The sequence below is a fragment of the Pseudonocardia oceanicola genome (assembly GCF_047200735.1).
Taxonomy (GTDB): domain Bacteria; phylum Actinomycetota; class Actinomycetes; order Mycobacteriales; family Pseudonocardiaceae; genus Pseudonocardia.
In genome coordinates this window covers 77,686-95,720 of record NZ_JBJZON010000026.1, presented here as the reverse complement: position 1 = coordinate 95,720, position 18,035 = coordinate 77,686, and the positions used below count along the sequence as shown (strand labels likewise).

Sequence of the window (18,035 nt, the reverse complement as noted above, 5' to 3'; positions counted from 1 at the left end):
ACCCTGCTCACCGGCCGCGACACCTGGACCATCGCCGGCTGATCGTCCGCCCGCACCCCTCCGCCCGGCAGGCTCCGCCTCGCCGGGCGGTGGTGTGTGCGGGGGCGGCCGGCGCTCGCGGTCCTCCGGGGACCCGCGGTGCGGCGGGATCGCGGGCGGCTCGTGGGGCCTGGCGGCGCGGCCGCCGATCCCACTACCCCACCAGCACCTCGACCCGCCGGCTGGCCTCCGGCGTGCCGAGCGGGTCCGCCTCGCCCCTGCCGTCGACGCTGATCCGCTGCGGCTCGATCCCGCCGGCGACCAACGCGACGGCGGCGGCCCGCTGCCGGGACAACCGCAGCGCCCGCTCGGCGGGCCCCGGCAGGCCCGCGGCGTGCCCGACCAGCCGCACCGGGACCTCCGGCATCGCCTCGAGCGCACCCCGTGGCCGGCCGACTCCCGCGGTCCGCCCCACCGCTCCCCTTCCGTCGACCGGAGAGGACGACGGTCACCGATCAGGATCACGGGGCGATCTCACCGACGTCACGAGATCATGCCGGGTGCCGCCCCGGAGCGAGCTGTTTCACGCTCGAACATTCGACGCTCGGATGTTCTGATGGAGCGGTGACCGTCGGACCAGCCGCACCGGAACTCGATCGCCGGGGCGTCGGTCTCGGCGTCGCCGCACACGTCGTCTGGGGGCTCTTCCCGGCGTTCTGGCCGCTGCTCGATCCCGCAGGGCCCGTCGAGGTCCTGGCGCACCGGATCGTCTGGACGATGGTGCTGATGGCGTCCGTGCTCACCCTGCTGGGGGGCTGGGGCGCGCTGCGGGCCCTGTCCGGGCTCGGCTGGCTCACGGTCGCCGCGGCCGCCATGGTCATCACCGTCAACTGGGGCGTGTTCATCTACGGGGTGGCGATCGAGCGGGTCGTCGACATCGCCCTCGGCTACTACATGAGCCCGCTGATCAGCGTGCTGCTCGCCGTGCTGGTGCTGCGCGAGAGGCCGAACCGGGCGCAGGTGGTGGCGCTGGGCATCGCCGCGCTCGCGGTCGTGGTGATCAGCGTGGGCAGCGGGAGCCCGCCCTGGCTCGGACTGATCCTGGCGGTGTCCTTCGGGGTGTACGGGCTGCTGAAGAAGAAGGTCGCCCTGCCCTCGACGGCGAGCCTGACGGGCGAAGGTCTGGTGGTCGGCCCGATCGCGCTCGCGTTCGTGGTCCACCTGCAGGTCACCGGCCAGGGCACCTTCACCTCGCTCGGCGGCTTCCACGCGGCGATGATGGTGCTCGCCGGCCCGGTCACGGCCCTGCCGCTGCTGCTCTACGGCGCCGCCGCCCGCCTGATCCCGCTGACCACCCTCGGCACCCTCATGTACCTCACGCCGACGATGCAGTTCCTCTGGGGCGTCCTGGTCAACGGCGAGGACATGCCCCTCTCGCGCTGGCTCGGGTTCGTCCTGGTGTGGATCGCCCTGGCGGTCCTCACCGTCGACCTGGTCCGCGCCACCCGCGTCCGCCCGGGCCGGGAGCTGCAGCCCGTACCGGAACCCGAGGCGCGCTGACCCCGACTCGCAGGAGCCCAGACCCCGACTCGCAGGAGCCCGGACCCCGACTCGCGGGAGCCCAGACCCCGACTCGCGGGGGCCGGTCAGGCGATGCGGTCGATCGTGTAGCCCGTGAGGGTGGTGAGGGCCTCGGTGGCGGGGCAGGCGGGGAGCTTGTTCAGCTCGGCGCGCGCCTCCTCGGCGTAGCCGGCGAGGGTGTCCTTGGCCCGCGGGATGCCCGGCCCGGAGCGCAGCAGCTCCAGGGCCTCCACCACCTCCTCGTCGGCCTGGATCGGCGCCGACAGCAGCGACCGCAGCCGCTCGGGGCAGGCCGGGTCCTGCAGCGCGTAGAGCATCGGCAGCGTGTGCACGCCCTCGCGCAGGTCCGTGCCCGGGGTCTTGCCGGAGTCGAGCGAGGGCGAGGCGATGTCGATGATGTCGTCCGAGATCTGGAACGCCGTGCCGATCGTGGCGCCGAAGCGGTGCAGCGACTCGACCTGCTCGGCGGTGCAGCCGGAGAACATCCCGCCGTACCGGCCGGCCGTGGCGATCAGCGAGCCGGTCTTCTCGGCGATCACCTGCAGGTAGTGCCGCACCGGGTCGTCCGACGGCCCGGGCCCGCGGGTCTCGCGCATCTGGCCGGTGACCAGCTCGGCGAAGGTCTCGGCGATGATCCGCACCGCGTCGGGCCCGAGGTCGGCCACGAGCCGCGACGCGTGCGCGAACAGGAAGTCGCCGGTCAGGATGGCGACCGTGTTGTCCCAGCGGTGGTTGGCGCTCTCGGCGCCCCGGCGCATGGTGGCCGAGTCCATGACGTCGTCGTGGTAGAGCGTGGCCAGGTGCACCAGCTCGACGACGGCGGCCGCCCGCACCACCTCGTCGCCGTCGGGAGCGGGCCCGACCTGCGCGCCGAGCAGCGTGAACAGCGGCCGGAACCGCTTGCCCCCCGCGTCGATCAGGTGCAGGGACGTCTCGCTGACGAAGTGGTAGTCGCTGTGCACCTCGCGGTGCAGCAGCTCCTCCACCCGCTCGAGCCCGCGCGCCGTCGCGGCGGCCAGGTCCGGGTCGGCGAGCTCCACACCCGCCACGCTCTGCGTCTCCACGCGCACCAGCCTACGAGGCCCTCCTGCGGTCAGCCTGTGAGCCCGCCCGCGCCGGCCCAGCCGAGCACGAGCGTCGGGACGACACCGAGCAGCAGCGTGACCACCACGCCCAGCGTGACCGCGACGGTGGTGAACGCGCCCGGCACGGTGACCGTGGGCCCGTCCTCGGGCGTCTCGCTGAAGTACATCAGCACGATCACTCGCAGGTAGAAGAACGCCGCCACCGCCGAGGCGACCAGCGCGATGACGACCAGGGGCGCCATCCCGTCCCCGAGCGCCGCCGAGAACACCGCGAACTTGGCGGTGAACCCGCTGGTGAGCGGGATCCCGGCGAGGCCGAGCAGCAGGAAGGTCATCACGCCCGCGAGGATCGGCGAGCGCTTCGCCAGTCCCGCCCACTGCGACAGGTGGGTGGCCTCGCCGTCGGCGTTGCGCACCAGCGAGATCACGCCGAACACCCCGAGCGTCGTGAAGCCGTAGGCGAGCAGGTAGAACAGCGTCGACGACACCCCCTCGGGCGTGATCGCCATGGCCCCGATCAGCAGGAACCCGGCGTGCGCCACGGAGGAGTAGGCGATCATGCGCTTGAGGTCGGTCTGGGTGAGCCCGAGGACCGCGCCGATGGCCATCGAGGCGATCGCGACCGCCCACATCACCCCGCGCCACTCCCAGTGGGTGGAGCCGAACGCCACGTGCAGCACGCGCAGGATCGCCCCGAACGCCGCGACCTTGGTGCAGGCCGCCATGAACGCGGTGATCGGGGTCGGCGCGCCCTGGTAGACGTCGGGCGTCCAGGTGTGGAACGGGCCGACCGAGCCCTTGAACAGCAGCCCGACGAGGAGCAGCGCGAGGCCGCCGAAGAGCAGCGCGTCGGATTTCGGGGTCCCCACGGCGGCGGTCGCGATGTCGGTGAGCCGCACCGAGCCCGCGTAGCCGTAGAGCAGCGCGAGCCCGTAGAGGAAGAACGCCGACGCGAACGCCCCGAGCAGGAAGTACTTGACCGCGGCTTCCTGCGACAGCAGCCGCCGGCGCCGCGCCAGCCCGCACACCAGGTACAGCGGCAGCGAGAGCACCTCGAGTGCCACGAACATCGTGAGCAGGTCGTTCGCCGCGACGAAGGCCATCATCCCGCCGAGCGCGAACAGCACGAACGGGAAGACCTCGGTCTGCATCGTGGGCGCCTCGCCCGGCGCCCCGTAGGAGCGGTCGACGTGCTCCGGGTCGACGCCGGTGGACCCGGTCGTGGCACCCGGCGCCGCGGCGACCGACGCCCGCTCCACCGCCGACGCGACGAACGCGCCGCCGGGCTCCACCGACCGGTCCGCGATGAGCAGGAGCGAGCCGAACCCGAGCACCAGCAGGGTGCCCCACAGGAAGAGCGTGGGGACGTCGACGGCCAGGGCCGTGGCCAGGGTGACCACGCCGCCCTCGGGCGCGACCCCGGCGTAGACGCCCAGCGCGATCCCCGCGACCGCGACGACCAGCACCGACAGCGTGACCTGGGCGGGCCAGCGCTGGTGGCGCGGCAGGAACGCCTCGAGCAGCACCGAGACGCACGCCCCGCCAAGCACGACGAGCAGCGGCGTGATCGCCGCGTAGCCGACCGGTGGCGCGGTCAGCGGGGCCACCTGAGCGAGCGTGATCACCGGACACCTCCCACGACGCCGCCGGCCGGCACCGGGTCGGGCAGCCCGACCTCGGTGATCGTCGACTGCACGGACGGATTGATGACGTCGAGCACGGGGCCCGGGAAGAACCCGAGCGCCACGATCACGACGATCAGCGGGGCCAGCACGCCGATCTCTCGCTTCGTGAGATCGGGGAAGCCGGGGCCGCGCTTCGCGGCGACCGACGGGTCGATCATCGCGCCCGGCCCACCGGCGCCGCCGGCCTCCAGCGCCCGGATCACCGCGTTGCCGCGGACCGGGCCCTGCATCGTCTGCTGGTAGAACCACAGGATGTAGAGCGCGGCGAAGATGATGCCGACGGTCGCGATGATCGTCGCGACCGGCTCGCGCGGGAACGACCCGACCAGCACCAGGAACTCGCTGACGAACGAGTTGGTGCCGGGCAGGGCCAGCGAGGACATCCCGGCGAGCAGCAGGCAGCCGGCCAGCAGCGGCGCGAGCTTCGAGACGCCGCCGTAGTCGCTCATCAGCCGGGACCCGCCGCGGGCCACCAGCAGGCCGACCATCACGAACAGCATGCCGGTCGAGAGGCCGTGGTTGACCATGTAGAGGGTCGCGCCGGCGAAGGCCTGGCTGGAGAAGGCGAACGTGCCGAGCGCGATGAAGCCGAAGTGCGCGATCGACGTGTAGGCCACGAACCGGCTCATGTCCTTCTGCCCCACGGCGAGCAGTGCGCCGTAGATGATGCCGATCACCGCGAGCACCAGCACCAGCGGCGCGAGGACCTGGCTGGCCTGCGGGAACAGCGGCAGGCAGTAACGCAGGAAGCCGAAGGTGCCCACCTTGTCCAGCACGCCGACCAGCAGGACCGCGGCCACGATCGGGGCCTCGGCACCGGCGTCGGGCAGCCAGGTGTGGAAGGGCACCAGCGGCGCCTTGATCGCGAAGGCCACGAAGAAGCCCAGGAACAGCCAGATCTGGGTCGACGTCGGGGTGTCCTGCGCGATCGCCTGCAGCTCGCTCCAGGTGAAGGTGCCCGCGCCGAGCTGGTCGGCGCTCGTCACGTACAGCCCGATCAGCGAGGCCAGCATGATCAGCCCGCCGAGCAGCGAGTACAGGAAGAACTTCACCGAGGCGTACTGCCGGTTCGCACCCCCGAAGCGCCCGATGAGGAAGTACATCGGGATCAGCATCGCCTCGAAGAAGACGTAGAACAGGAAGACGTCCGTCGCGGTGAAGACACCCATCAGCGTGGCCTCGGTGGCCAGCAGCAGGGCGAAGTAGCCCGAGGCCGTGCGGCCCTCCGGCAGCTTCTCGGCCCAGGCGAAGAGCATCAGCCCGGGCACGAGGAACGCCGTCAACGCGATCATCACGAGCGCGATGCCGTCGATCCCGAAGGCCAGGTGCGTGCCGAAGGCCGGGATCCAGGGCACCGAGAAGACGTACTGGAACCGCTCGCCCGAGCGCGCGGCGTCGGTGGAGTACCCCAGCCACGTCACGACGACGAGGACGAACTCCAGCAGGGCCGTCGCCATCGCGACGGCCTTGGCGGCCGGGACGTTGCGGCGCAACGGGTACATCAGCAGCGCGCCGAGGAGCGGCAGCAGGAGCAGCACCAGCAGCAGCACGTTGCCGCCGGTGTCCGGAGCCGTGTTCGTCATGCGAACCTCACCGCCAGCAGGGCCGCGACGACGAGCACGCCGCCGCCCAGCATCGAGAGCGCGTAGGAGCGCACGAACCCGGTCTGCAGCCGTCTCAACCGCGCCGAGCCGCCTCCCAGGCCGGCGGCCAGGCCGTTCACCAGCCCGTCGACGCCGCGGTTGTCGAGGAACACCAGCGCCCGGGTGAGCCAGATGCCGGGCCGCTCGATGACGGTCTCGTTGACGGCGTTGGCGTACAGGTCGCGGCGGGCCGCGCGGACCGGCAGGGACACCGGCTCGGGCCGCTCGACCGGCGTCGGCCGGCGCCCGACGACCAGGTAGGCCACCAGCACGCCGAGCGCGGAGAAGGCGAGAACCAGCCAGGGGACGAGTGCGTGCGGCAGCACCCCGTCCGGCGACTCCTGCAGCTCGCCCAGGGACGGCGCGAGCCACTGGTTCAGCCCGACCGCGCTGAGCACGAAGCCGGCGAACACCGAGCCGATCGCCAGCACGATCATCGGCCCGGTCATCACCGGCGACGACTCGTGCGGGTGGTAGTCCCCGCCGTCGGGTGCCTTCAGGTTCCGCCAGCGCTCCTCGCCGAAGAACGTCATGATCATCAGGCGGGTCATGTAGAACGCGGTGAGCCCGGCGGCCAGGGTCGCCGCGCCCCCGTACACCCAGCCCTGCCAGCCCTCCTGGCCGAACGCGGCCTCGATGATCGCGTCCTTGGAGAAGTAGCCGGACAGGAACGGGAAGCCGATCAGTGCGAGGTAGCCGAGGCCGAAGGTCACGAAGGTGATCGGCATCCGCCGGCCGAGGCCGCCGAAGTTGCGCATGTTCACGTCGTCGTTCATGGCGTGCATGACCGACCCGGCGCCGAGGAAGAGCCCGGCCTTGAAGAAACCGTGCGTGAGCAGGTGGAAGATGCCGAGCGCGTAGCCGGCCGGGCCGAGCCCGACGGCCAGGATCATGTACCCGATCTGGCTCACCGTGGAGTAGGCGAGCACCTTCTTGATGTCGTCGTAGGCGCAGCCGATGATCGCGCCGATCAGCAGCGTGACCACGCCGATCAGGGCGACGACCACGCGTCCCGTCGCGCTGAGGTCGTAGATCGGGTTCGTGCGGGCGATGAGGTAGACGCCCGCGGTGACCATGGTGGCCGCGTGGATGAGCGCGGAGACCGGCGTCGGGCCCTCCATCGCGTCCGGGAGCCAGGCCTGCAGCGGGAACTGGCCGGACTTGCCGCACGCGCCGAGCAGCAGCAGGAGCGTGATCGCGAGGATGGTGCCGCCGCCGAGCTCGCCGATCCGGGCGAACACCTCGGTGTACTGCAGCGTGCCGAGTTCCAGCCAGAGCAGGAAGATCGCGACGGCCAGCCCGACGTCGCCGACCCGGTTCATCAGGAAGGCCTTCTTCGCGGCCGTCGCCGCCGCCGGACGGTCCTGGTAGAAGCCGATCAGCAGGTAGGACGCCAGGCCGACGCCCTCCCAGCCGAGGTAGAGCACCACGAAGTTGTCGGCCAGCACCAGGATCAGCATCGCCGCGACGAACAGGTTGAGCTGGGCGAAGAAGCGCCGGCGGCTCGGGTCCGAGGAGGGCTCGGCGTGGGCGTCCTCGTCGGCGCCGTGCGCGACGGCGTGCGGCGCCATGTAGCCGACCGAGTAGATGTGGATCAGCGACCCGACGCCGGTGATCAGCAGCACGAAGGTCAGCGACAGCGGGTCGATCCGGAGCCCGAAGTCCACGCCCAGCGTGCCGGAGGTGATCCACGAGTAGAGCGTCACCTCCTGCGTGCGCTGCTCGGCCTCGAGGCCCAGGGTCTGGAGGAACAGCACCACGCCCAGCACGAACGAGGCGAGCACGGCGGCCACGCCGAGCCAGTGACCCCACGCGTTCGCGCGCCTCCCGGCGAGGAACAGCACCAGCGCGCTGAGGGCGGGGAGGGCGAAGAGCAACCAGGCGACGTCAACCACGACGCCCTCCCGACTGCATTACGGAACCATAATGCGATATTTCTGGCGTCTGGCGCGCATCATGGTTCCACAATGCGGCTTCGGGTCGGGGAGCATGCATCGTCGGGGCCCCTCTAGTACTTCAGCAGGTTCGCGTCGTCCACGGAGGACGAACGACGGGTCCGGAAGATCGACATGATGATGGCCAGCCCGACCACCACCTCGGCCGCCGCGACGACCATGACGAAGAACGCCATGACCTGGCCGTCGAGCGTGCCGTTCATGCGGGCGAAGGTCACCAGCGAGAGGTTCACCGCGTTGAGCATCAGCTCGATGCACATGAACACGACGATCGCGTTGCGGCGCACCAGCACCCCGATCGCCCCGACGGTGAACAACAGGCCGGAGAGCAGCAGGTAGTTGGTCGGGCTCATGCGCGGTCCTCCTCGCCGCCCGCGGCGCCGGTCGGGGCGTCCGCGGACTCCAGGGCCCCGCGGCGCCCGTCGGTGAGGGCGTGCGCGTCGGCCGGCGGCCTCGGGTGCTCGTCGACCTCGTAGCCCTCGATGATCTCCGAGAGCGACTCCCGGGCGATCGAGCCGTCGGGCAGCAGCGCCGGGACCGCGACCGAGTTGGCCGTGGCGTAGACGCCCGGGCCCGGCAGCGGGGAGATCCGGGCGTGCTCGCCGCGCAGCCGGGCGATGACGGTCTCCCGCTGGCCCTGCTTGGCCTTCGGCTTCTTCTGCGCGAAGGCCAGCACCATCGCGCCGAGCGCCGCCGTGATCAGCAGCGCCGAGGTGAGCTCGAAGGGCAGCAGGTAGTCGGTGAAGATGAGCCGCCCGATGCCGGGCAGGTTGCCGTTCGACGCCGCGACGCCCAGACCCGCCGACGGCACGTCGAACATCGTCCGCCCGACGCCGGCCAGCAGCAGCAGCGCGAAGGCCAGGCCGAGCAGGATCGCGGCCACCCGCTGCCCGCGCAGCACCTCGACCACCGAGTCCGAGCTGTCCCGGCCCACCAGCATGAGCACGAACAGGAACAGCATCATCACGGCGCCCGTGTAGACGATGATCTGCACGAACCCGAGGAACGGCGCCTGCTGCATCAGGTAGAAGACCGCGAGCGAGAGCATCGTGATCACCAGGAACAGCGCCGAGTGCACGGCGTTGCGGGCGAGGACCATCGCGATCGCCGCCGCCAGGGCGAGGGGCCCGAGGACCCAGAAGACGATCGCCTCGCCCACCCCGGTGTCGCCGGCGGTCGAGGCCGCCTGGGCGAGCAGGGTCGTCGGTCCGCTCGTGAGCACGTTCACGGCACCTGCTCCCCCACCGGCTCGCCCGGCACGTCCTCACCGGCGGCGGACCGCCGGGCCAGCACCGGGCCCTGCACGTAGTAGTCCTGCTCGTCCGCGCCGAGGCGCATCGGGTGCGGCGGCTGCTCCATCCCCGGCAGCAGCGGGGCGAGCAGCTGCTCCTTCGTGTAGATCAGATCCTGCCGGTTGTCGTCGGCGAGCTCGTAGAAGTTGGTCATCGTGAGCGACCGCGTGGGGCACGCCTCGATGCAGAGCCCGCAGCCGATGCAGCGCAGGTAGTTGATCTGGTAGATCGCGCCGTAGCGCTCCCCCGGGGAGTACCGCTCCTCCTCGGTGTTGTCGCCGCCCTCGACGTAGATCGCGTCGGCCGGGCAGGCCCAGGCGCACAGCTCGCAGCCCACGCACTTCTCCAGCCCGTCCGGGTGCCGGTTGAGCTGGTGCCGGCCGTGGTAGCGCGGCGCGGCCGGCGGGAAGTCCTCCGGGTACTCCTCGGTGACCACCTTCTTGAACATCGTCGAGAAGGTGACACCGAAGCCCTTGAAGAAGTCGAACATCTCAGTCCTCCCCCTGCGTCGACGGGTCCGTGCCGCTCAGCGCGCCGGCGGGTTCGCGCGACGGCGGCTCCACCGCGCGGCGCCGTTTCGGTGCGGCCGGGACCTTCAGGTCCAGCGGCGGGACCGGGTAGTCCGACGCCGCCTCGACCCCGTCGTCCGGCGTCCGGCGGTCGGGCAGCACGAAGGCGATCGCGAGGATCGCGAGCACCACGATGCCGATGGTGATCAGCAGCGCCGCCGTGGACTCGCCGCCCGTGCTGTTGCGGTAGGCGCGGATCGCGAAGATCACCAGGATCCAGAGCAGGCTGACCGGGACGAGCACCTTCCAGCCCAGCCGCATGAACTGGTCGTAGCGGAAGCGGGGCAGCGTGCCGCGCAGCCAGATGAAGACGAACAGGAAGATCAGCGTCTTGACCAGGAACGCCACGAACATCAACCAGCCGTTGTCGTTGAACGACGACAGCGGCCACGGCCAGCGCCCGCCGCCCAGGAACAGCGTGGTCGCCATGGCCGAGACGGTGACCATGTTGACGTACTCCGCCAGGAAGAACAGCGCGAACTTCAGGCTCGTGTACTCGGTGTGGAAGCCGCCGACCAGCTCCGACTCCGCCTCGGGCAGGTCGAACGGCGCCCGGTTCGTCTCGCCGACCATCGCGACGACGAAGACGGCGAAGCTGGGGATGAGCAGGTAGAAGTACCAGCCCGCGCCCTGCGCCGCGACGATGTCCGCGGTGGACAGCGAGCGCGCGTAGAGCACGACCGCGACCACCGAGAGCCCGAGCGCGATCTCGTAGGAGATGACCTGCGCCGCCGAGCGCAGCGCCCCGAGCAGCGAGTACGGCGAGCCGGAGGCCCAGCCGCCGAGCACGATGCCGTAGACGCCGACCGCCGAGCAGGCCAGCACCACCAGCACACCGACCGGCAGGTCGACCAGCTGCAGCACCGTGCGCTCGCCGAAGATCGAGACCTCGCCGCCGAACGGGATCACCGACAGGGCCAGGAACGCCGGGATCGTGGAGATCACCGGGGCGATGAAGTAGACCTTCTTGTCGGCGAGGACCGGCATGATGTCCTCTTTGAAGGCCAGCTTGAGCCCGTCGGCCAGCGACTGCAGCCACCCGTTCGGGCCCACCCGGTTCGGGCCGGGACGCTGCTGCATCCGGGCCACGACCTTGCGCTCCCAGTTGATCATGAACAGGGTCAGCACCACGCCGACCGCGAACAGCACGACGACCTTGAGGACCACGAGCCAGAACGGGTCGTCCGCCAGCAGCTGCTGGGTCCGCGTCATCCCCTCGACGGGGTCGACCTGGTTCATCGCGCACCTCCCGCGGCCACCCGGACCAGGGCCCCGTGCCCCACCCCGAGGGTGCTGCGCACCGCCGAGCCGGGTGAGTCGGCCGGGAGCCAGACCACGCCGTCGGGCAGGTCCGCCAGCTCCAGCGGCAGCGTGATCGCCCCGCGGTCGGTGGCGACGCTCGCCGCCTCGCCCTCGACGAGCCCGAGCCGCTCGGCGGTGGCGGCGTTGGCCCGCACCCGCGGCGGGCGCGCCGTGCCCGCGAGCGCGGGCTCGTCGACCAGCAGCGAGCCCTGGTCGATCAGCTGCCGCCACGTGGCCAGGACGGCCTGCCCGACCTTCGCCGGGCGCGGGGTGGGCGCAGGATCCGCCGTCGGGGCGTCGGCGGCGCCGGAGTACCTGCCCAGCCGCTCGAGGTCGCCCGCCGCGGCCGCCGGCGTCTGGGTGAACAGGTCCGCGTCCATCTCCACGGCCAGGGTGTCGAGCACCCGGCAGTCCGGCAGCACGCCGCTGGCGTCGAGCGTGACGCCGAAGCGGCGGCGGCGCCCCTCCCAGTTGAGGTAGCTGCCCTCGCGCTGGGCGTCCGGCGCGACCGGGAGCACCACGTCGGCGCGTTCGGTGACCGCCGAGGCGTGCAGCTCCAGGCTGACCAGGAAACCGACCTTCTCGAGCGCGGCGAGCGCAGCGGCCGGATCGGCCAGGTCGAGCGGGTCCACCCCGCCGACCACCAGTGCGGACAGCGTGCCGGCCGCCGCCGCGGCCACGATCTCGTCCGTGCTGCGGCCCGGCGTGGCGGGCAGCGCGCCCTCCGGCAGCCCCCAGGAACGCTCGACCTCGGCCCGGGCCGTCGCGTCGGTGACCGGGCGGCCGCCGGGCAGCAGGGTCGGGACGGCCCCGGCCTCCAGGGCTCCGCGGTCGCCGGCCCGACGCGGGATCCAGGCGACCGCCGCCCCGGTCCGGGTCGCGAGCGCGGCGACGGCCGAGTGCAGCCCGGGCACCTCGGCGGCACGGTCGCCGACGAGGATCACCGCGCCCGGCGCGGACAGGGCGTCGACCAGCCGCTTGCCCGCGTCGTCCGTGGCGGTCGTCAGGTCGCGCAGCACCGCGGCCTCGGCACCGGGGACGGACGGGACCAGCGTGGCCCCGGTCTTGCGGGCGCCCGCGGTGGTCCACTGGCCGAGCTGGAAGACCTTCTGGCCGCGCTTGCGGACGGCCTTGCGGATGCGGAGGAAGACGATGCCGGCCTCCTCCTCGAGGTCCAGCCCGACCGCGAGCACGGACGGCGCGGCCTCCACCGCGGCGAAGCTGACGCCGGTCTCCGGGGTCGTGCCCAGCGTGGTGGTGAGGAAGGCCAGCTCCTCGGCGCTGTGCGGACGGGCCCGGAAGTCGACGTCGTGGGTGCCGGCGGCGACCCGGGCGAACTTGGCGTAGGCGTAGGCGTCCTCGACCGTCAGCCGGCCGCCGGCCAGCACGCCGATGCCCCGCTGCGCCCGCGCGGCCAGCAGGCCCTCCGCGGCGATCCGCAGCGCCTCGGTCCAGGAGGCCTCCACCAGCTGCCCCGACTCGTCCCGGACCAGCGGGCGGGTGATCCGCTCCTTCGACTGCAGGTACCGGAAGGCGAACCGGCCCTTGTCGCAGTTCCACTCCTCGTTGACCTCGGGGTCGTTGCCCGCGAGCCGCCGCAGGACCGTGCCGCGCCGGGAGTCGTTGCGCTGCGCGCAGCCGGAGCTGCAGTGCTCGCAGACGCCCGGGGTGGAGCGCAGGTCGAACGGCCGCGAGCGGAACCGGTACGCCGCGCTCGTCAGGGCGCCGACCGGGCAGATCTGGATCGTGTTCCCGGAGAAGTAGCTCTGGAAGGGCTTGTCCTCGGCGGTGCCGATCTGCTGGTTCGCGCCGCGCTCGAGCAGGTCGATGAACGGGTCGCCGGCGATCTGCTCGGAGAAGCGGGTGCAGCGCTGGCAGAGCACGCAGCGCTCGCGGTCGAGCAGCACCTGCGTGCTGATCGGCAGCGGCTTCGGGAAGGTCCGCTTGGTCTCGACGAACCGGGAGTCCGTGCGCCCGGAGGACATCGCCTGGTTCTGCAGCGGGCACTCGCCGCCCTTGTCGCAGATCGGGCAGTCCAGCGGGTGGTTGATGAGCAGCAGCTCCATCACGCCCTGCTGGGCCTTGTCGGCCACCGGCGAGGTGTGCTGGGTCTTCACCACCATCCCGTCGGCCACGGTCATGGTGCAGCTGGCCTGCGGCTTCGGCATCGGCCGGCCGCCCATCTCCACCTCGACCAGGCACTGCCGGCAGGCGCCGGCCGGGTCGAGCAGCGGGTGGTCGCAGAAGCGCGGGACGATGATCCCCAGCCGCTCGCAGGTGCGGATGAGGATCTCGCCCTTGGGCGCGTCGACCTCGATGCCGTCGATCGTCAGCCGCACGTGCCCCTCGGGCACGGGCTGCGTCTCGGCGGTGCCGTTCTCGGGAGCGAGTGTCATGCGGGGGCTCCGCTCAGCTCGGTGTCGTCCGCCCGTTCCACGTCCGCCAGCTGGGCGGGCCGCGCGACCGCGGGCTGCTCGGCGATCAGGTCCAGGAACTCCTGGCGGAAGTACTTGATGCCGCTGGTGATCGGGCTCGTGGCGCCGTCGCCCAGCGCGCAGAAGGAGCGGCCGAGGATGTTGTCGCAGACGTCGAGCATGGTCTCGACGTCCTCGGCGGTGCCCTCGCCGTGCACCATCCGCTCCAGGATCTGCACCAGCCAGTAGGTGCCCTCCCGGCACGGCGTGCACTTGCCGCAGCTCTCGTGCTTGTAGAACTCGGTCCACTTCATGACCGCCCACGGCACGGAGACGGTCTCGTTGAAGACCTGCACCGCGGTGGTGCCCAGCATGGAGCCCGCGCCGGCCGCGCCCTCGAAGTCCAGGGGGACGTCGAGGTGCTCGGCGGTGAACATCGGGGTCGACGAGCCGCCGGGCGTCCAGAACTTCAGCGGGATCCCGTCCTTCATCCCGCCGGCCAGCTCCAGCAGCGTACGCAGCGTGATCCCCATCGGGGCCTCGTACTGCCCGGGCCGCTCGACGTGCCCCGACACCGAGTAGATCTTCGGTCCCGGGGACTTCTCCGAGCCCATGGTGCGGAACCACTCCGAGCCGCCGGCCACGATGAACGGCACCGACGCGATGGTCTCCACGTTGTTGACGACCGTGGGCGACGCGTACAGCCCGGCCGTCGCGGGGAACGGCGGCTTGAGCCGGGGCTGGCCGCGCCGCCCCTCGAGCGAGTCGAGCAGCGCCGTCTCCTCGCCGCAGATGTACGCGCCCGCGCCGGCGTGCACCACGATGTCCAGGTCGAACCCGGTCCCGAGGATGTCCTTGCCCAGGTAGCCCGCGGCGTAGGCCTCGGCGACCGCCGCGCGCACCCGGCGGATCGGGTGCAGAGCCTCCCCGCGCACGTAGATCGCGCAGAAGTTCGCGCGGATCGCATAGCTGGTGATGACGCAGCCCTCGATGAGCGAGTGCGGGTCCGCCATCATCGTCGGGATGTCCTTGCAGGTCCCCGGCTCGCCCTCGTCGGCGTTGACCACCAGGTACTTCGGCTTGGCGCCCGGGCCCTCGGCGCCCTGCGGGATGAAGGACCACTTCATGCCCGTCGGGAAGCCGGCGCCGCCGCGGCCACGCAGCCCGGAGTCCTTCACCAGCGTGATCAGCTGGTCCGGGTGCGCCGCCAGCGCGGTGCGCAACGCCCGGTAGCCACCGGTCCGCTCGTACGTCTCCAGCGTCCAGGACCGCTCCTCGGACCACCGGCGGGTGAGGACCGGCGTGAGGGTGTCCGGTGTGGTCTCGGTGCCTGGCGCCACCGTCGGTTCGCTCGCACGCTCGCTCATGGTCACTTCTCCGGGAGAGGCGGCAGGGCCGGGGGATCGTCGGGCAGCGCGGGCGCGGCCCAGCCGCGCTCGGCGGCCAGCGCGGTGCCGCGCAGGGTCTCGACCGCGGCCGACGGGCCGGCGACGGCCGCCGCGGCGACCGTCTCGTCGTCCGTGAAACCGGCCAGCTCCAGCTCGACGGTGCGCAGGTCCGTCAACGGCGCACCGCGGGTCGGCGGCGGCTTCTCGCCGCGGCGCAGCGCCTCGACGAGCGCGACGGCCGACTCCGGGGTCTGGTTGTCGTAGTACTCGTAGTTGACCTGCAGAACCGGTCCGAGGTCGCAGGCCGCCAGGCACTCCGCGTGCTCGAGGGTGACCGAGCCGGGGGTGCCGGGTTCGCCGGCGGTCTCCTCGTGGCCGAGCGGGCGGCCCGGGTCGCCGAGCGCCTCGGACAGGCTCCGGTAGATGGCGTCGCCGCCCAGCGCCGCGCACAGCGTGTTCGTGCACACGCTCACCAGGTGCTCGCCGCACGGGGTGCGCTTGTACATCGTGTAGAAGGTCGCCACCGCACTGACCTCGGCGGTCGTCAGCTCCAGCTGCTCCGCGCAGAACCGGATGCCGTCCTGGCTGACGTACCCCTCCACCGACTGCACCAGGTGCAGCAGCGGCAGCAGGGCGGACCGGGCCACCGGGTAGCGGGCGATGACCTCCTTCGCCCGCTGCCGGGTCAGCTCGTCGAAGGTCGGCGAGACGGGGTGCTGGTCGGGTCTCCCCACCCACGTCCGCTCGGCCGGGGCCGCGGGCCCGGGCAGCTTCTCGGGTGTCCCCTCGGGCAGTGTCATCGCGCCACTCCGCTGCGCTCCGTGGACGGGGTCATCGCGCCACTCCGCTGCGCTCCGTGGACGGGGTCATCGCGCCACTCCGCTGCGCTCCGTGGACGGGGTCATCGCGCCACTCCGCTGCGCTCCGTGGACGGGGTCATCAGCGGTCCACACCTCCCATGACGGGGTCGATGCTCGCGACGGCGGCGATGACGTCGGCGACCATGCCGCCCTCGCTCATCGCCGGCATGCTCTGCAGGTTCACGAAGCTGGGGTCCCGGACGTGCACGCGCACCGGGCGCGTGCCGCCGTCGGACACGAGGTGGTAGCCCAGCTCGCCGCGCGGCGACTCGACGCACGAGTACACCTGGCCGGGCGGGACACCGAAGCCCTCGGTGACCAGCTTGAAGTGGTGGATCAGGGACTCCATGGACTGGCCCATGATCTTGCGGACGTGCTCGAGCGAGTTGCCCATGCCGTCGCTGCCGATGGACAGCTGGGCGGGCCACGCGATCTTGCGGTCCGCCACCATCACCGGGCCGGGCTCGATCTTCGCCACGGCCTGCTCGATGATCCTGATCGACTCGTGGATCTCGGCCACCCGCAGCCGGTAGCGCGCGTAGCAGTCCGCCTCGGTCGCCGTCGGGACCTCGAAGTCGAACTCCTCGTAGCAGGAGTACGGCTCCACCTTGCGCTGGTCCCAGGGCAGGCCCGCGCTGCGCAGGATCGGGCCGGTGGCGCCGAGCGCCAGGCAGCCGTCGACCGGCAGGTAGCCGACGCCCTCGAGGCGCTGCCTCCAGATCGGCTGGCCGGTGAGCAGCTTGTCGTAGTCGGGGAGGCGCGATTTCATCACCTTGACGAAATCGGTGACCTTCTCCTTCCAGTCCTCGGGAAGGTCCTGGGCGAGCCCGCCGGGCCGGATGAACGCGTGGTTCATCCGCAGGCCGGTCAGGTACTCGAGCAGGTGCAGGACCTCCTCGCGCTCGCGGAAGCCGGCGGTCATGCCGGTGAGCGCGCCGAGCTCCATGCCGCCGGTGGCCAGGCAGACCAGGTGCGAGCCGATCCGGTTGATCTCCATCAGCAGCACACGGATCAGCTGCGCCCGGCGCGGGGCCTCGACGTCGAGCAGCTTCTCCACGCCCAGGCAGTACGCCGCCTCGTTGAACAGCGGGGCCAGGTAGTCCATCCGCGTCACGAACGTGACGCCCTGGGTCCAGGTCCGGTACTCGCAGTTCTTCTCGATACCGGTGTGCAGGTAGCCGATCACCGACCGGGCCTGCGTGACGGTCTCGCCCTCGAGCTCCAGCACGAGCCGCAGCACGCCGTGCGTCGACGGGTGCTGCGGACCCATGTTGATCACGATGCGGTCGTCGTGCTCCTCGGCGGACACGCTGTCCAGCAGCGAGTCCCAGTCCCCGCCGGTGACCGTGTAGACGGTGCCCTCGGTGGTCCGGCGCTCCGCGGCCGAGTACGGGTCGGCGCCGACGTTCCCAGGGGTGCTCACGAGTAGGCCCTCCGCTCGTCGGGCGGCGGTATCTCGGCGCCCTTGTACTCCACGGGGATCCCGCCCAGCGGGTAGTCCTTGCGCTGCGGGTGCCCCTGCCAGTCGTCCGGCATGAGGATCCGGGTCAGCGCGGGGTGGCCGTCGAAGACCACGCCGAACATGTCCCAGGTCTCGCGCTCGTGCCAGTCCGCCGTCGGGTAGATCTCGACCACGCTCGGCACGTGCGGGTCCGCGAGGTCCAGCGCGACCTCGAGCCGGATCCGACGCCGGTAGGTCATGGACAGCAGCTGGTAGACGACGTGCAGCGGCTGCCGCACCGGCGGCGTCCCGGCCCCGTCGGGGGCGGTGTAGTCCACCCCGGACACGTTCGACAGCAGCTCGAAGCGTAGTGCCGGGTCGTCGCGCAGCGTGCGGCAGAGCTCGGCGATCCGCTCCCGCTCGACGTAGAACGTGATCTCGCCGCGGTCGATCGTGATCTGCTGGATCGCGGAGCGGGCGATCCCGTTGCGGTCCAGGGCCTCGGCGAGGGAGTCCGCCACCTCGTCGAACCAGCCGCCGTACGGCCGCTCGGCCGGCGCCGGGGCGTAACCGGGCAGCGTGAGCCCGCCGAAGCCGGACGTGTCGCCGGTGCCGCGGACACCGAACATGCCGCGCCGCTCACGGGTCGGGGCCAGCCGGGTGCCACCCTCCGGGGAGGTGTCGGCCCCGTCGGTGGCCTGCTCGACCTCGCCCTCGCGCGGCGGTTCACCGCCCCGGGCGCGCTGCTCCTCGGTGGCCGCGCCGCTCGCCTCGGCCGACGACTGCTTCCCGCCGGTGGGTTCCTGGTCGTCCTTGGACGTTCCCGTGGGTTCGGTCATCG

At 71.9% G+C, this 18,035-nt stretch carries 15 protein-coding genes; 1 reads left to right on the top strand and 14 read right to left on the bottom strand.

Annotated features, from left to right (window positions below):
* Positions 1-193: 193 nt before the first annotated feature.
* On the bottom strand, positions 194-406 hold the full coding sequence (locus ACL02T_RS28460) for an OmpA family protein (RefSeq protein ID WP_412833867.1): 213 nt from the start codon (positions 404-406) through the stop codon (positions 194-196).
* A gap of 197 nt (positions 407-603) precedes the next feature.
* Between ACL02T_RS28460 and rarD the strand changes: the two genes are divergently transcribed.
* Positions 604-1,539 carry an EamA family transporter RarD gene (gene rarD / locus ACL02T_RS28455; protein WP_412833866.1) on the top strand — a complete coding sequence of 312 codons (936 nt, stop codon included), beginning with the start codon at positions 604-606 and terminating at the stop codon, positions 1,537-1,539.
* 86 nt (positions 1,540-1,625) lie between these two features.
* Here the strand turns inward: rarD and ACL02T_RS28450 are convergent, their stop codons facing one another.
* From ACL02T_RS28450 to ACL02T_RS28390, 13 genes are all read right to left on the bottom strand, one after another.
* On the bottom strand, positions 1,626-2,624 hold the full coding sequence (locus tag ACL02T_RS28450; protein WP_412833865.1) for a polyprenyl synthetase family protein: 999 nt from the start codon (positions 2,622-2,624) through the stop codon (positions 1,626-1,628).
* Positions 2,625-2,653: 29 nt separating this feature from the next.
* Entirely contained in the window at positions 2,654-4,270 is a 1,617-nt protein-coding gene (gene nuoN, locus ACL02T_RS28445) for an NADH-quinone oxidoreductase subunit NuoN (RefSeq protein WP_412833864.1), read from the bottom strand.
* Positions 4,267-5,913: an NADH-quinone oxidoreductase subunit M gene (locus ACL02T_RS28440; protein ID WP_412833863.1), complete on the bottom strand. Its 1,647-nt coding sequence runs from the start codon at positions 5,911-5,913 to the stop codon at positions 4,267-4,269. The genes nuoN and ACL02T_RS28440 overlap by 4 nt, the downstream gene beginning before the upstream one ends.
* Entirely contained in the window at positions 5,910-7,868 is a 1,959-nt protein-coding gene (gene nuoL, locus ACL02T_RS28435) for an NADH-quinone oxidoreductase subunit L (RefSeq protein ID WP_412833862.1), read from the bottom strand. Before nuoL ends, ACL02T_RS28440 begins: the two co-directional genes overlap by 4 nt.
* Positions 7,869-7,981: 113 nt before the next feature.
* Positions 7,982-8,281, bottom strand: coding sequence for an NADH-quinone oxidoreductase subunit NuoK (gene nuoK / locus ACL02T_RS28430; RefSeq protein ID WP_412833861.1), 300 nt, complete (start codon positions 8,279-8,281; stop codon positions 7,982-7,984).
* Positions 8,278-9,156 (bottom strand): NADH-quinone oxidoreductase subunit J, encoded by an 879-nt coding sequence (locus tag ACL02T_RS28425; RefSeq protein ID WP_412833860.1) that lies wholly within the window; start codon positions 9,154-9,156, stop codon positions 8,278-8,280. Before ACL02T_RS28425 ends, nuoK begins: the two co-directional genes overlap by 4 nt.
* Positions 9,153-9,710 (bottom strand): NADH-quinone oxidoreductase subunit NuoI, encoded by a 558-nt coding sequence (nuoI, locus tag ACL02T_RS28420; protein ID WP_412833859.1) that lies wholly within the window; start codon positions 9,708-9,710, stop codon positions 9,153-9,155. The genes ACL02T_RS28425 and nuoI overlap by 4 nt, the downstream gene beginning before the upstream one ends.
* Position 9,711: 1 nt before the next feature.
* Positions 9,712-11,001, bottom strand: coding sequence for an NADH-quinone oxidoreductase subunit NuoH (gene nuoH / locus ACL02T_RS28415; RefSeq protein ID WP_412833871.1), 1,290 nt, complete (start codon positions 10,999-11,001; stop codon positions 9,712-9,714).
* A 23-nt stretch (positions 11,002-11,024) separates the two neighbouring features.
* Positions 11,025-13,487 carry an NADH-quinone oxidoreductase subunit G gene (locus ACL02T_RS28410; RefSeq protein WP_412833858.1) on the bottom strand — a complete coding sequence of 821 codons (2,463 nt, stop codon included), beginning with the start codon at positions 13,485-13,487 and terminating at the stop codon, positions 11,025-11,027.
* Positions 13,484-14,872, bottom strand: coding sequence for an NADH-quinone oxidoreductase subunit NuoF (gene nuoF / locus ACL02T_RS28405; protein ID WP_412833857.1), 1,389 nt, complete (start codon positions 14,870-14,872; stop codon positions 13,484-13,486). The genes ACL02T_RS28410 and nuoF overlap by 4 nt, the downstream gene beginning before the upstream one ends.
* Before the next feature lie 2 nt (positions 14,873-14,874).
* Positions 14,875-15,693, bottom strand: coding sequence for an NADH-quinone oxidoreductase subunit NuoE (nuoE, locus tag ACL02T_RS28400; protein WP_412833856.1), 819 nt, complete (start codon positions 15,691-15,693; stop codon positions 14,875-14,877).
* 139 nt (positions 15,694-15,832) lie between these two features.
* The gene (locus tag ACL02T_RS28395) at positions 15,833-17,176 is read right to left on the bottom strand and encodes an NADH-quinone oxidoreductase subunit D (RefSeq protein WP_412833855.1); all 1,344 of its coding nucleotides are present in this window, start codon (positions 17,174-17,176) and stop codon (positions 15,833-15,835) included.
* Complete coding sequence (locus tag ACL02T_RS28390) at positions 17,173-18,033, bottom strand: NADH-quinone oxidoreductase subunit C (RefSeq protein ID WP_412833854.1); 861 nt, start codon at positions 18,031-18,033, stop codon at positions 17,173-17,175. Before ACL02T_RS28390 ends, ACL02T_RS28395 begins: the two co-directional genes overlap by 4 nt.
* Positions 18,034-18,035: the final 2 nt, after the last annotated feature.